We start from the raw sequence: 14363 nt of genomic DNA on the forward strand, positions 1-14363 counted from the left end.
CTCAGGAATCACCATGTAATCTCTTGCGCTACATTTTGAAGTGCGGAATGTGGGTAAAAAGAGCATCCTATCTTTGGTTACAGGAGCTTATACCAATTCCCAAAATGATTGATACAGATAGATTGATAGAAGTCGGGCGCAGACAGCAATTGTCAATCCAAAATCTAAAATGGTATTAGTGGTCATTCTGATATTGTAACCACAGTCATCAAACCTAAATTATGAGAGTAGACCCACGGAAAATCTATAATCTGCTGCAAAAATCAAGTCAGACAAATGAATTAGTACGGGAGATTATCATCGGGTTAACCTGGACATTATGCCGAGCGGATGGAATTGGACTGTGTATGAGTCCTGGTCAGCCAACGCGCACCTTACCCTGGTCAGGAACCTTGGTAAATACAGCTGTAGCAGATTTAGCACCTTGGTTACAATCGTGGGATAGCTACCAAGCTACTGTTGCTATGGCAGCGGTTAATGCTGTGATTAACCCATCTTCGCCACTTGTTTTGAAAGCAAAACCGCTTTCACCAAAAGGTTCGGCAAACTTGGCTGTTTTTGAGCATTTTTTACCGTTAATTAGAGGGAAACGAGTAGTCGTAATTGGGCGCTATCCGGGACTATTTGAGTATGAACAAGAAATAGATCTAACGGTACTCGAACGTCAACCAAGTCCCCAAGATTTACCCGATACAGCTTGCGAGTATCTTCTACCCGAAGCAGATTGGGTGTTTCTGACAGCAACTTCTATAGTAAATAAGACATTTCCGCGTTTGGTAGAGTTGTCGCAAAATGCAAAATTAGTATTGATGGGGCCTACTTTACCCTGGTTGCCAGATTTAGCAGATATGGGAATTGATTATTTAGCAGGTGTTGCTGTCACCGATCCAGAAGCATTACGTCAGACAATAGCCGAAGGGGGAGGTACCAGAATTTTTGACACTGGAGTACAGTATCGGGTTTTGGAGTTTTAGATTGTATCATTGCTGTACACAGTTCATGGCGACTACTTTCTAATATCCGCGATCGCTCCTTTAGTCATCGCAGCGATCGCTTTATCACTAGCTTTAGGCAAATGATAATACTTACCTCCTGCTGTTTTGGCTATTTCTTTGGCAAAGCCAGTGGAAACAAATTTACTTTCAGTATCAATCACCAATAATTGCATTCCTAATGCCCGGATTCTCGCAGCAATATCTAACAGTTCGGCTTTGATATCTGGCTTTTCTCCTGGTTCTTGTGGTTCGCCCAAAGAACGCGACAGGGGAATATTACCCCGACCATCGGTGATCGCGACCAGTACAACTTGACCAATATCTCCACTCATTTGAGCATTCAATCCCACCCGCACAGCTTGGGTCAAACCGTGTGCTAGCGGTGAACCACCACCACAAGGTAATCTCTCCAAACGGTTTCGTGCTAAAGCTATTGAACGTGTCGGTGGTAACAAAACCTCAGCTTGTTCTCCTCGGAAGGGAATCAAAGCTACTTGATCACGATTTTGGTATGCTTCCGTCAACAGTTGCATCACCGCACCTTTGGCAGACTGCATCCGATTCAACGCCATCGAGCCAGAAGCATCGACAATAAATACTACCAACGCCCCAGCTTTACGTGCTAGCCGCTTCGAGCGAATATCGCCTTGTTCGATAAATACCCGCTTTTGTGCATCTCCTTGATGACGAGCGCGTCGTGCTTTTTGATACGGCGCTGCGGCTCGCATGGTGGCATCTACAGCAATTCGCCGGACTTTACCCTTGGGCAACATTGGCTTGACATAACGTCCTCGGTCTTCTGAAAAAATTATACTACGACTGCCAGATTTACCGTGTCGCTGTGCCATCTGAGCAAAATAAAGCACACTTTGATCCAGCACAACTCCTTCGGGGTCAAAGATAAATTCTTCCGGTATATTAGGCGGTTCTTGTTGTTCTTCGTTATCTTCCTCTTCCTCCTGTTCTTGTTCTTCGTCTTCAGGTTCTTGTTGATCTTGGGGAGGAGGAGGTGGTGGTGGGGGTTGTTGTTGGTCAGGCGGGGGTGTCTGAATTTGAGTTGCTCGTGGTACGATGACTAATTCCACCGCCCGACGCAAATCATCAGCGTTGACTTGAGTACGTCCATCCAACGCCGCCGAAGCTTTCGCCACCCGCACAGCAAATAACTCAGCCCGATGTCCTTGGACACCACCGCGAATTGCTTCTTCTACTAAGTAGGTAATTTGGTCATGAGTAATGCAGACATCCTTCAACCATTCCCGCGCAAAGATAATTTGAGTTTTGAGGGCGTCGATATCTTCGCTGTATTGCTGGAGAAATTCTTGAGGAGATTGAGAGTAGGCGATCGCAACTTCAACTGCTTGCACTCTTTGGTCTAAACCTAAAACACCATCCGCAGAAAGCACAATAGCGATTCTATCGAGTAAATGCTCCCGCAAAGCACCTTCTTCTGGGTTATACGTCGCGATAAATAGGGGTTTACAAGGATGCTGAAAACTTATACCTTCCCGCTCAATTTGGTTACGCCCCTCAGATAATACTGATAAAAGTTGGTTGCTAATTTGGTCATCTAATAAATTGATTTCATCGACGTAGAGAACGCCCCGGTTTGCAGCTGCGAGTAATCCTGGTTGAAAAATAGTTTGTCCTTGTTTCACCGACTGTTCTACATCTACAGAACCGATGAGTCGGTCTTCTGTTACTCCTAGAGGAATTTGGATGAAGGGTGCAGGAATAACCTCGGTTGGCACATTTTCTGTAGAGACGTTACATGTAACGTCTCCATACAATTTATCATCCCATTCTTCTGGGTGGTTGGGGTCGCAGTTGCTGAGTGAACCTTTGACAACTTCAATCGGTGGTAGTAGAGCGTGAATCGCCCGCGCCATTACAGATTTTGCCGTACCACGACGACCTGCGATCGCTACTCCCCCCAACCCCGGATCAACTGCTGCTAAAAGTAAGGCTAGTTTGATTGCTTCTTGACCGACGACAGCAGCCAAGGGAAAGCTTGTAGTTGTAGCAGTTATAGTAGGCGCAGGCATGGTTTTTATAATAGCTTGTCTAGGTTTTTAGCTTACCAAATCTGGGACATCTTTGGAAAAAGACGAGATTAGCCTCAAACACTGGTAACGCATTTCACCAGAGTTGCAGCAGCTTGTATAGATGCATTGTTAGTGCGAATCACAAGTAACAGCAAGATAATTATGGATTCACTTAAGTTTATTTCCCTAACATATAGTAATGTCAAGGCAGAAGTTGCCACAGGCTGCGCGAAACACGCAAACGTGAAAGCGGATGTTACTGCAAGGAAAGCAGAAGTTGCTACAGGCTGCGCGAAACACGCAAACGTGAAAGCGGATGTTACTGCAAGGAAAGCGGAAGTTGCTACAGGCTGCGCGAAACACGCAAACGTGAAAGCGGATGTTGCTGCAAGGAAAGCGGAAGCTGCTACAGGGAAGGCAGATGGCAATGCAATGACAGGCTTTCTGATACAGTTTACAAAATGATTTAGGTTTGCAAGAGCAAGATATCCGCAACCTGTATCGGTTTATTGATTGGGTTATGATATTGCCAAAGGCGTTGGAAACACAGTTTTGGGAACAGTTCAAACAATTTGAGCAGGAGCGTACTATGAGATACGTTACTACAGGTGAGCGCATTGGCTACGAGCGCGGTAAGCAAGAAGGTAAACAGGAACAGACACAGGCTCTGATTCTACGACTATTACAAAGACGGGTGGGAGAATTATCACCAGAAGTACAAGAGCGTATTCAATCTCTAACTCTTTCTCAGTTAGAAGCACTTGGTGAAGCTTTGTTAGATTTCACTGCTAGCTCAGATTTGCTGGATTGGTTGCAAGCAAATCAAAGCGAGTAGCGAGTTTAAGTACGGCAAATTAAGGGTTATACTATATTCCAACCAACGAGGTTAGTGGTAATGTTGAAGTCAGTTGAAGGAGTTTACAAATACGGTACGATTGAGTTGTCTGAAATTCCATCTGACGTGGTAGAAAGCCGCGTCATTGTTACTTTTTTAGAAGCAAAGCCAGTTAAGTTCACTCCACAAATGATGTACTTTGGTATGTTGGCTACTTCAAATCAACACTCAACCGAAGAAGATTTCAAAATAGCAGAATTTCATGGTGATTTTGATGACGGATTGGACTGGTCTTAGGTAAAAGTGAAATATGTTATCGATACCCATGCTTTCATTTGGTTCCTAGAAGGTAATCTCCGCTTGGGAAGTAATGCGAAAACTATTCTTTCAAACCCTGAGAGCCAATTAGTCATACCTGCTACAGCTTTAGCTGAGGCTGTTTGGATTGTAGAACGTGGACGAACATCGATTTCTTCTGCAACTGCTTTGCTTTCAGCAGTAAATGCAGACAGTCGTGTCATGGTACATCCACTAGACATAAACGTTATTCAACAAACTATTGGTTTATCTGCGATCGCAGAAATGCATGATCGACAAATTGTTGCAACTGCTATTTTTTTAGCAAATCAAGGGGAGACAGTTGTCTTGTTAACCTGCGACCAAAATATTACCGCTTCAGGATTGGTAACAATTGCTTGGTAAGTAAGTCGATGGAAATAACGTAAATACATCGTTAGTGCGATCGCAATGCGTCTCTATGAGAATCTTGAAGCGGGGACAGCAAAAATATTTTAGTGAAGCTACCAAATTTATCTGCTATTGCTTAGTTACGCCCTTATACTCCAAGACTTTGGCAGGGCTGGTAATCACAAAGTTACTGGTGGAAATAGCAATACTGGTTAATTGAGTTAAAATATTCCATGAAAATGAACAGCATCAATTGATACAAGTTATCCTGGTTTGTCACAGGTTAGTTAGTTTGCTAAATCCTTGGAGCGCAAATGAACTCAGAAAAGCAAATACCAAGTATAGCGATCGCCACTGGTGCAAATCGAGGTATCGGACTGGAAGTTGCACGTCAACTTGCTCGTCAAAACATTACTGTAATTTTAGGGGCGCGTGACCTAGAAAAGGGAAAAGCCGCAGCAGAAACATTAGCAAAAGAAGGACTTGAGGTTTTACCGCGTTGGCTGGATGTGACTAATCAAGAAAGTATCGATCGCTTAGTAACTCAAGTCAAAGAAGAATTTGGGCGATTAGATATCCTGATTAATAATGCTGGTATTCTTTACGACACTTGGCAGCAAGCAATCAATGCTAATTTTGACACAGTATACGAAGCACTAGAAACGAACACCTTTGGCCCTTGGCGCATGTGTCAGGCGTTTATTCCCTTGTTGCGTCAAAGCAAACATGGACGAATCGTTAATGTTTCCAGTGGAGCCGGATCGTTGACTAGCATGAGTGGTGGTACACCAGCGTATAGTGTATCGAAAGTAGCACTTAATGCACTGACTCGAATGCTAGCTGAAGAATTAAGAGGAACTGGTATTTTAGTTAACTCAGTTTGTCCAGGTTGGGTTGCGACTGAGATGGGTGGCGCAGGAGGACGACCAGTTGAAGATGGTGCAGCAGGGGTTGTGTGGGCAGCAATGTTACCCGATGATGGGCCTACAGGTGGATTTTTCCGCGATGGTAAGCCTCTGGCTTGGTAAAAAAGGGAACGGGGAACAGAAAAACAAAGTTTCCCCGCGTCTTCTTCAAGCTTCAGATGTTTCTGTTTGTAATTTTTGTCCTAGCTTTGGTTCAGTACCTGCGATGATGCGCTCAATATTACTACGATGGCGCAAAATTACGTATAAACCAGCAGCAACACCAAACAAAATATAGGGTAAGGGTTGATGCAGAAGTGTCATGAAAATGGAAACTGCGATCGCACCCGAAATTGAACTTAAAGACACAATCCTTGATATTGCCACAACAACGGCAAATACTCCTGCTGTTGCTAAAGCAACTTGCCAATTCATCGCCAGCAAAACTCCTAAACTGGTAGCAACAGATTTACCGCCAGTAAATCCCAAAAAAATAGATTTGCTGTGTCCAAGTACTACTGAAAATCCAGCTAAAGTCACCATCCATGCTTCCCAGATTTCAGGATTGACTGTTAAGGGAATGATATTTTGAGTTTGAGCAAAATGGAATAACCAGTAAACAAGAAAGATGGCTAAAACTCCCTTAAGGCAATCAATTAACAACACAAATGCTCCAGGCCCTTTACCCAATGTTCTTAACACATTCGTTGCGCCAGTAGAACCAGAACCAACTTCGCGAATATCAATACCTTTTAATACCTTCACTAGTGTGTAGCCAGTGGGGAGAGAACCCAACACATAAGCTACAAATAAAATTGCCCCACACAAACTTAACCAAGTAGACATAATTTTGAATTATTGGTTTTTGATTGATTGTTGATAGTAGAGACGCGAGTTTTTGCGTCTCTACATTCTTTTTCAGCAGATGTCTAATGACCATTGACAAATGACTAATTAAAAATCATCTTCGTAACTTCTCATCATTTTGGGGTCAGGGGCGAAGGCTAACCACAAGGGAAATTGCAACAGTGCCAAGCTAATTACTTCTTCAGAATCATCAATAATAATTAAAGGCAGTTGTTTGGATTTTTCTAAGCGTTCGGCTTTTTGTGCGACTGCTTCTGGAGATTCAAATAATACAACACCCCGATCCGGGCCAAAATCTGGACGACCAATTCCTAAGCAATCTTGTAAACCGCGTCGCCATTCACCCAAGCGTTCCGGTGTATTAGCTAAAACTAAACTACGGATGCGATCGCCATAAAGTTTGTGCAATATCGAAATCACTGCGGAGGCTACCAGTATATTTTGCAACCTGCTACCCATTGTCCGTAAAGCACCCCGTCCACCTTGATTGAAAAACCAGCTAGAAACTCTTTCGGCGTGGACTGGTTCAAAAGTACGACGCAACTGCCATGCTGGACCATAGTAATCTGGTTTGGTGCGGTATTGGTCGATGAGGCGACGAATTTGCTTGTTGGTATCTTGAAATTGCTGTTGGGTAAATTGTGGTGTTCCTAGTTCAGTTTCAGCCGCTCTAACTTCTTTGATCAAAACTTTTTCTGGTTCTGGCTTTGATGCAGGAACCAATTGTAATTGTTCTGCGGCTATTGCTAAATCCTGTAAGCTACCAGCAAGATAGTCTTTAAAACCCTGTACCCGGATTGCTAATTCTTGAGAAGCACCTGCAAAGGTGGTTCGCATCTCGTTGCGGATGCGTTCTTGACGCCGTTCTAGTTGTTCTACAGAAATTTGCAGCGCATTTTTACGTTGTTCTAAACCAAAAAGCGTCTCTTGTACAAAATTCCCCATTGCAATTTGCGTTTGATTCATTTGCGCTTGCAGGGTTTTATATGAAGCTTGTAAGTTAGCAATTTCTGCTTTTAAGGCTTGTTTTTGTTCTTGTAATTCAGCCAGTTGTTGCTGTTTGGCTTGAATTTCTGGTTGATTTTCTGATCCGAAAGTGGTGATTTTTTCTTGTCGCTGCACTGCAAACTCATCATTAGAGTTATTTGCTTGTGAGTTTGCTGTTAAATGGTTTTGATTTTGTTCTGTATCCTCTGTGGAGTTTTGCATTGTTGCTTCTGAGACTGCTTCAACAGCTAAGTTTTCATTTTCTCCATTTGTAAGTATGGGGCTTTTTTCGTCTATGGATTGCAAAGATTCATCTGTGGGTTGTTGATTTTGATATTCCTCTGGATACATAAAAATTAGTGTAATTCCTACGACGCAATTTAAAGAACTTTTAGCAAATATACAAATCAGTTAACAGTGATCAGTTATCAGTTATCAGCTACTAATTGATCACTGATCACTGATCACTAATCACTGATTTCCTAGATACGTGGACAGCGTTGTGCCAAACAAGTTTTTAGAGTTTTGGGATCAAATAAAATTGGTAGAAAATGAATGCTTTTAACTTCTTTAAAGTAAAACAGGATGGGAACACGATCCCAGAATATCCGCCAATTTTGCCATTCTTGGTAAGGAAAGCGCCTAATTAATTTTTCTCCTCTATATACATCTAAGTCAGTAGCAGTAAATTGTAGGCGCAATGTTACTGTCTGAAACATGAGAAATAATCCAAATAGTGCGATCGCACCTCCTATCCAAGGTTGCACCAACAGCAGTGGAATAGCCGCCATCACTAACACTACAGGGATGTTGTAACTAGGCTTAAGTTCCACAGTTGAAGTTGATAATGGTGTGCTTGTTGTAGTCACAGTCTCAAATCCTGTTTTGTTAGTAGACATTATTCCTATTTTAGGAGTTAGTGGTTAGTCGAACCGTGTTTGACCATTGACTAAAATCCCTGCGTTAATGCGCTACCAGTTCCTTGAAACATTAACCAAGAAAGAAAGAAATTACTAGCAAATATGACCAACAAGGCAGTAACGACAGCAGTTGTCGTTGATTGTCCCACACCTTTGGCTCCTCCCGTTGTGGTCAAACCCCAGTTGCAACCAATAATAGCTATCAACACTCCAAAGCAACACGCCTTGATCATGGCGCTGACAATATCCCAAGTGTCCAGAAAATTACGGGCTGAGTCCAGAAACTGCGTGTCAGACAGGTTGTAAACATTTGTCGCAATGATCAAGCCTCCCAGCATTCCCGTTACCAACGACAGCAAGGTTAATATTGGCATCATCAATAAGCAAGCAAGTAAACGGGGAATAACTAGATAATCAATTGGATCAGTTTTGAGCATTAATAAAGCATCTATTTGTTCAGTTACCCGCATTGTCCCAATCTCGGCTGCAAACGCCGAACCAACACGTCCTGCTATAACTACAGCTGTTAGGACGGGCGATAGTTCTCGTGTTAACGCCACTGCTAATACTCCACCAACCAGGTTTCCTGCACCAAAGTTGATAAACTCCCGCGCTACCTGAATAGTAAATACTGCACCTACAAAAACAGCCGTTAATAAGGCAATAAATAGCGAATCTGGCCCTACTACAGCCAATTGTTCTACAGTATTTCGACGATGGATTTTGCCTCTAAGCAAATGGACTATAACTTGTCCACATAAGAAAACCGCCGTCAGCAATCGCTGACTCCATTTTCCCAAACTAGATCTAGATGTAGTCTCGCTCAATGTTCACCAGCTAACTCAGTAACTGCAATAAGAATAGCAATTTAGTCAATGGGGATAGGGGATTAGGGATCGGGGAAAAATTATTAATTTTGTAGACGCGTAAGCGGCTACTTACAGAAGTCGCTTACGCGCCTACCGCAGGTATTTTGTAGGCGCAAGCTTTCCCGTAGGGTATTTTGAATTGATTTGTCTTCCTTGTCCCCTACCTCGCCACTCTTGGTTAACTAACTTTAAATCTCATCTCAGAAATTAACATTTAAATCAGTAGGAGTTTGTCTCTAAGTATGCTTATAAAGAGTCCTGTTAGGCTAGATTTTTTGAGATTATCTAGATTGGATGCCTTGTTCGGGTTAAAAGCACATCTGAAAATTTGTGTGTAGGTATTTTAATGAAAACTTAAGATTTTTGAACTCTCGTCCATTGTATGGCGATCGCACTTATTGTAGAAAGTGACTACTCAGATAAACGGCTATTGCCTTTTTAATTCAGGGAGCCAGTCTTCATGACGATTTGGATTAACTTTCTTCGCTCGCTACTGCTGACGATCATCTTTAGTTTTGTCGCACCTCTGTTCCTTGTCGGCAGCATACTATTAACTGTGTCACTAATGGGTCATATCCCTATCTTGCAAGCTGTAAACGAAGCGATCGCTAACCCAATTATGCAGTTTCTCGCGATTTTTGGTAGTGGCAATGCTATCGAAGGGTTATTTACTATTAGTTTGACCTGTAGTTTTGTTGGGGGATTGTTTGACACTTATGCTTATTACAGATGTCAAATTTTACGCTAACCTTTGTAGCACAGCAGCGTTATTCCAGCCGATTTTATATTAGACGTCAAGATGCACTCAGTAAAAGAAGATAGCTATGCTGTATGTGGGCGTAGAATCTTAGCGTTTTTCTCTATGCCAGAGGCATTTCCCTAGATGCCTTCCCCTACTTTTGCCCCTTCAGTGTAAAGTATATTAAGCAGAAATAAGCAAAAATAACAATAAGCTTGTATCGTTAAGTTTTAAGTTTTATTTATAAAAATAAACTTCATAAAGAAAAACTATCCTATAATAATCTTTTTTGTGGCGTAAACTAAATAGTCAACAATTAAAGCAAAACTTTTATAGATTAAAGCAAAACAAGCAGCCTATTTTCAAGAATAAATACGCAAAAGATAAAAATTCCATTAAAATTCGGATTAGCACTTTTGCATCCTATTGACATTTAGAAGTATTTTTGACTGCACATGGTTTGGCCTTTTAAGCCTAGATTTCGTAAACAAATAGCTCGAATTGAAATTACTGGTGCGATCGCTAGCAATACTCGTAAACGGGTACTAGAAGCCCTAGAAACCGTAGAAGAGAAGAAATTCCCAGCTTTACTGCTACGTATTGATAGCCCTGGGGGTACGGTAGGTGATTCGCAAGAAATTTATAGCGCCCTCAAACGCTTACGTGAAAAAGTAAAAATCGTAGCTAGTTTTGGTAACATCTCCGCATCTGGTGGCGTCTACATTGGGATGGGCGCTGAACACATCATGGCTAACCCAGGGACAATTACGGGTAGTATTGGTGTCATTTTACGCGGCAACAACTTAGAACGCTTGCTCGAAAAAGTCGGTGTGTCCTTCAAGGTCATTAAGTCCGGTCCTTACAAAGACATTTTGGCATTTGACCGAGAACTGACTGAACCAGAACAGAATATTTTGCAAGAATTGATTGATACTAGTTATCAACAGTTTGTGCAAACAGTCGCCGAAGGAAGAAATTTAGCCGTAGAAACTGTGAGAACTTTTGCTGACGGCCGGATTTTTACTGGTCAGCAAGCCGTAGAATTGGGTATTGTAGACAGGTTAGGCACAGAAGAAGATGCCCGTCGCTGGGCAGCAGAACTAGTTGATCTTGATCCAGAAAAAACACCCGTCTTTACCCTAGAAGAACGCAAACCTTTGTTGAGTCGCTTACTACCAGGGAACCGCCAGGCTGCGTCTGGAATTAGCTGGCTAGAATTTGAAGTGTCTACAAGTGGTCTACCTTTGTGGTTGTATAGACCATAAAAACGTCAATTGTCATTGGTCATTTGTCCTTTGTGATTGGTTAATTGTAATGACTTTTAACCAATCAGCAATGATCTGTTGTTTAATCACTTTTTCTCAAATCACCAATGACTAATGACAAATAACAAATGACTAATGACTAATTTAAGGAGGATAAATGGTGGAGTGGCGAATGCGTGCAATTCGCGGCGCAACAACCGTTTCAGGAAATACGGTTGAGGCAATGCGAGAATCAGTAATGGAACTATTAGATGAACTGGAAAAGCGTAATCAACTGCATCCGTCGGATATTATTAGCATTACTTTTACAGTCACACAAGATTTGGATGCAACTTTTCCGGCTGCGATCGCACGCCAACGCCCCCACTGGGATACTGTCGCTATGCTAGATGTACAACAAATGTATGTTGAACGCAGCTTAGAATATTGCATTCGCTTTTTAGTTCATGTCTATTTGCCTGTATCTGCTCCAGTGTCTCATATCTATTTACGTCAGGCTCAAAAATTGCGTCCTGATTGGTGTTTACCGTTAGCGCATCGGGACTAAACCAGCCTCCTCTATTAGCTGTTGTCCTTGATCAGTCAACAAAAGATTTGTATAAGCTTCTCCTGCTTGCTGCTGTTGACTGTTGTTTTGCTTGGTAATCACATATAACTTAGTAATTATTGGATAACTACCGTCATTGATAGCCTGTGTATTAACTTGATTGCGTTTTTGGGGACACTGATTTTTTGATACTGGAGGTTCAATGTAGGGTGAAACTAATTTTGTCGAATCCAAACCCACAGCTAAAAGTTTAACTGTACATTGAGGTACTATTGTGCGAGCAGCAGCGTAATAAATACCACCAGGAGTCTGATTCACTCGGCGCACTGCTTCTGTTGGAGAATAAACAAACTGGATGTTAGAACCAAAAGTTTGTGGGTTTAAAATTTGTTTGTCATCAAAGATGGCTGTATCTGCACTTTCTGGGCGTTGAGAGAAGGGAGTAATTGCTAGATCTGGCCCGCCTAGTTGTTTCCAATTAGTGATTTTTCCTAAATAAATCTGCTGTAATTGTTCGACAGTTAAACCTGAAATTTGCAGCGATGGGTTAACTGCGATCGCAATACCATCAACAGCAACCTGACGTGATGCAAGTTTGAAACCTCGTTGACTAGCGATTTCCTGTTCTGCTGTGCTGGGGGGACGAGAAGATTCCACAAAATCCAATTCCCCGTCAAGTAACATCTCAATTCCCGATCCAGAACCCGGACTACTACTAGTGGGATCTACATAACGTAGCTGTAGTTCTGGGCGAACATTGTGGATTTGAGCATCTACTAATGGTCTAATTGATGCCCAAGCTGTACTTCCACCGTGTTTAAATGAGCCAATGGGAACATTAGTAATCGTCTGGAAATTTGAATCACTACGACCAGAGGTAGTACTTGTACCTTGACTAATAGGTCTGGAAAAAGTACCGTTATCAATTTGCAAGCGCGGTCTGAGCCATAACCACAGTCCACCAATAATTATGATTGTGATCAGTTCGCCGACAACTAGGCCTCTGACTATTTGTACAGCGTCTCTGCTCAGTGGTACGCCTCTTCTGCGTTCATTAGTCATCTTTTTTTACTGGCGTTTACTGGATTATACCAATTCGGAATTTAAAATAAAAAATTTAAAATTCCGAATTTCTTACTATTTTTTAATGCACTCTTAATAACTCTTGATAAGATTGAAATATTACTTTTGGTGGTTATAGGTATATATATTTTAGTAGAAACTGTATATTAAATTTATAAGTAAATTATAAGTAAATTTTGTTAAGTAAACTTACTTAATATAGCCGTAAAACACACCACTATAATGTTAAGTCAGTTACTAGGAGAGCGATACCAGATTGTTCAAGTTTTAAGTCAAGGTATATTTTGTCAAACATACATAGCCCAGGACATTTACTCTCGTGACCCTCATATCTGTGTAGTCAAGCATTTTTTACCAAGTAACAAATGTCCTATACCAATAGAAATACGTAGGCGTTTATTTATTCGAGAAACAGAAGCCCTGAAAAAGCTGGACAATTATGACCTAGTTCCCAGTCTTCTGACTCATTTTGAAGATAACCTTGAGTTTTACTTGGTACAGGAATTCATTGATGGACATCCCCTCAGTGTAGAACTTCCTGTTGGTAAGCGTTGGTCAGAAACGGAAGTCTTTCAATTACTGGTAGAAGTTTTAGAAATCCTGAATTTTATTCATACTCACGGGTTGATTCATCGCGACGTTAAGCCAAGCAACATTCTCAGACGTAAGCGAGATGATCGCTTAATCTTGATTGATTTTGGTGCTGTCAAACCCATCTGGAATCAATTGGTCAAAGATTTTATTACCCACGATCAAAATACTACCATTGCGATCGGTACACCCGGATACATGCCTCATGAACAAGAAAGAGGTAAACCCCGTCCTAATAGTGATATTTATGCTCTAGGTATGATAGGTATCCAAGCACTAACGGGAGTTCATCCGACACATCTACCAGAAGATCATCATACAGGTGAAATAATTTGGCAAAACCTAGCCTCAGTAAGTATTGAGTTAGCCTTAGTACTCAATAAAATGGTGCATTATCATTTTAAAGACCGATATCAATCAGCACAAGAAGTACTATCAGCATTGCTACCTTTGGCTAGTATTTACACATCCACACAAGCAGCAAATTCTACATTACTATTCAATTTTTCACCTCAAACCCTACCACCAAAAGAAGATACTTATCTAATTTCTGGAGATCACAAAACCTTAGTACCACAGTTTAACGACCAAACAAGCAAATTCACAGTTCCAGAGACATTACTTTCACCAACCAATATCTACAAATCAACCCAAGATCATGAAAAATTGGAACTGCAAAATGTCCCATCTGGAGAGAGTAATAACCAAGCTTTTGATAACGATAGTCATGCAAGAAATTCCACTATGACAATTTTTATCAAAAGACCAGCTTTGTTGATTGGGCTAGTGCTAGGTACGATCTCTGGTTTAATTTTAATGATTGTCAGTTATTGGTCTGTGCAGATAGTTACTCCTGCTCCTAAAATGCAAGACTTGCAATTGCACAAAAATGTCTCCCCTTAAGTTTCGCTTATTACTAACCTATGTTCGCCAAGTGACCGATTCTGGTTCGGTTGGACACTATCTCTATAAATTAAAAACGCTACAATTCCAACAACAACAAAGTTAGTAATTAGCAGTCCAATAGT

The 14363-nt window shown here is 41.5% G+C and carries 15 protein-coding genes and 1 pseudogene; 10 read left to right on the plus strand and 6 right to left on the minus strand.

Annotated elements, in window-relative coordinates:
* Positions 1–221 precede the first annotated feature (221 nt).
* Complete coding sequence (locus AC5JMK_RS15055; RefSeq protein WP_495910464.1) at positions 222–974, plus strand: Rossmann-like domain-containing protein; 753 nt, start codon at positions 222–224, stop codon at positions 972–974.
* Positions 975–1006: 32 nt separating this feature from the next.
* Here the strand turns inward: AC5JMK_RS15055 and bchD are convergent, their stop codons facing one another.
* The gene (gene bchD / locus AC5JMK_RS15060; RefSeq protein WP_495910465.1) at positions 1007–3040 is read right to left on the minus strand and encodes a magnesium chelatase ATPase subunit D; all 2034 of its coding nucleotides are present in this window, start codon (positions 3038–3040) and stop codon (positions 1007–1009) included.
* A 162-nt stretch (positions 3041–3202) separates the two neighbouring features.
* Between bchD and AC5JMK_RS15065 the strand changes: the two genes are divergently transcribed.
* The 5 genes and pseudogenes from AC5JMK_RS15065 to AC5JMK_RS15085 all read left to right on the plus strand — a co-directional run bounded on the left by AC5JMK_RS15065 (position 3203) and on the right by AC5JMK_RS15085 (position 5590).
* Positions 3203–3505 (plus strand): hypothetical protein, encoded by a 303-nt coding sequence (locus AC5JMK_RS15065; protein ID WP_495910466.1) that lies wholly within the window; start codon positions 3203–3205, stop codon positions 3503–3505.
* Positions 3504–3875 (plus strand): annotated as a pseudogene (locus tag AC5JMK_RS15070) (DUF4351 domain-containing protein); the annotation flags it as partial. The gene AC5JMK_RS15065 and the pseudogene AC5JMK_RS15070, both read left to right, overlap by 2 nt.
* A gap of 60 nt (positions 3876–3935) precedes the next feature.
* On the plus strand, positions 3936–4172 hold the full coding sequence (locus AC5JMK_RS15075; protein ID WP_096675752.1) for a hypothetical protein: 237 nt from the start codon (positions 3936–3938) through the stop codon (positions 4170–4172).
* Positions 4173–4178: 6 nt separating this feature from the next.
* On the plus strand, positions 4179–4577 hold the full coding sequence (locus tag AC5JMK_RS15080) for a type II toxin-antitoxin system VapC family toxin (RefSeq protein WP_495910467.1): 399 nt from the start codon (positions 4179–4181) through the stop codon (positions 4575–4577).
* Positions 4578–4876: 299 nt separating this feature from the next.
* Positions 4877–5590, plus strand: coding sequence for an SDR family oxidoreductase (locus AC5JMK_RS15085; protein WP_495910468.1), 714 nt, complete (start codon positions 4877–4879; stop codon positions 5588–5590).
* A 45-nt stretch (positions 5591–5635) separates the two neighbouring features.
* Here the strand turns inward: AC5JMK_RS15085 and plsY are convergent, their stop codons facing one another.
* The 4 genes from plsY to AC5JMK_RS15105 form a co-directional block, all read right to left on the minus strand.
* Positions 5636–6313 (minus strand): glycerol-3-phosphate 1-O-acyltransferase PlsY, encoded by a 678-nt coding sequence (plsY, locus tag AC5JMK_RS15090; RefSeq protein WP_495910469.1) that lies wholly within the window; start codon positions 6311–6313, stop codon positions 5636–5638.
* 108 nt (positions 6314–6421) lie between these two features.
* A complete protein-coding gene (locus tag AC5JMK_RS15095; protein ID WP_096675758.1) occupies positions 6422–7672 on the minus strand; it encodes a DUF3086 domain-containing protein in 1251 nt (416 codons plus the stop codon).
* A gap of 131 nt (positions 7673–7803) precedes the next feature.
* Positions 7804–8220, minus strand: a complete 417-nt coding sequence (locus AC5JMK_RS15100; RefSeq protein ID WP_096675759.1) for a DUF3119 family protein — start codon at positions 8218–8220, stop codon at positions 7804–7806.
* A 50-nt stretch (positions 8221–8270) separates the two neighbouring features.
* Positions 8271–9068: an MlaE family lipid ABC transporter permease subunit gene (locus AC5JMK_RS15105; protein ID WP_495910470.1), complete on the minus strand. Its 798-nt coding sequence runs from the start codon at positions 9066–9068 to the stop codon at positions 8271–8273.
* Between the two features lie 502 nt (positions 9069–9570).
* On the opposite strand from AC5JMK_RS15105, the gene AC5JMK_RS15110 reads away from it, so the two are divergent.
* The 3 genes from AC5JMK_RS15110 (at position 9571) to aroH (ending at position 11661) form a co-directional block, all read left to right on the plus strand.
* Positions 9571–9858 (plus strand): hypothetical protein, encoded by a 288-nt coding sequence (locus AC5JMK_RS15110; protein ID WP_096675761.1) that lies wholly within the window; start codon positions 9571–9573, stop codon positions 9856–9858.
* A 446-nt stretch (positions 9859–10304) separates the two neighbouring features.
* Entirely contained in the window at positions 10305–11114 is an 810-nt protein-coding gene (sppA, locus tag AC5JMK_RS15115; protein ID WP_096675762.1) for a signal peptide peptidase SppA, read from the plus strand.
* A 157-nt stretch (positions 11115–11271) separates the two neighbouring features.
* A complete protein-coding gene (gene aroH / locus AC5JMK_RS15120) occupies positions 11272–11661 on the plus strand; it encodes a chorismate mutase (protein ID WP_495910471.1) in 390 nt (129 codons plus the stop codon).
* On the opposite strand, the gene AC5JMK_RS15125 is transcribed toward aroH, so the two are convergent.
* The gene (locus tag AC5JMK_RS15125) at positions 11644–12723 is read right to left on the minus strand and encodes a PstS family phosphate ABC transporter substrate-binding protein (RefSeq protein ID WP_096675764.1); all 1080 of its coding nucleotides are present in this window, start codon (positions 12721–12723) and stop codon (positions 11644–11646) included. The two genes, aroH and AC5JMK_RS15125, sit on opposite strands and share 18 nt — an antisense overlap.
* Positions 12724–12966: 243 nt before the next feature.
* On the opposite strand from AC5JMK_RS15125, the gene AC5JMK_RS15130 reads away from it, so the two are divergent.
* Entirely contained in the window at positions 12967–14238 is a 1272-nt protein-coding gene (locus AC5JMK_RS15130) for a serine/threonine-protein kinase (RefSeq protein WP_096675765.1), read from the plus strand.
* Positions 14239–14363: the final 125 nt, after the last annotated feature.

The sequence above is a fragment of the Pelatocladus sp. genome (genome assembly GCF_059505505.1).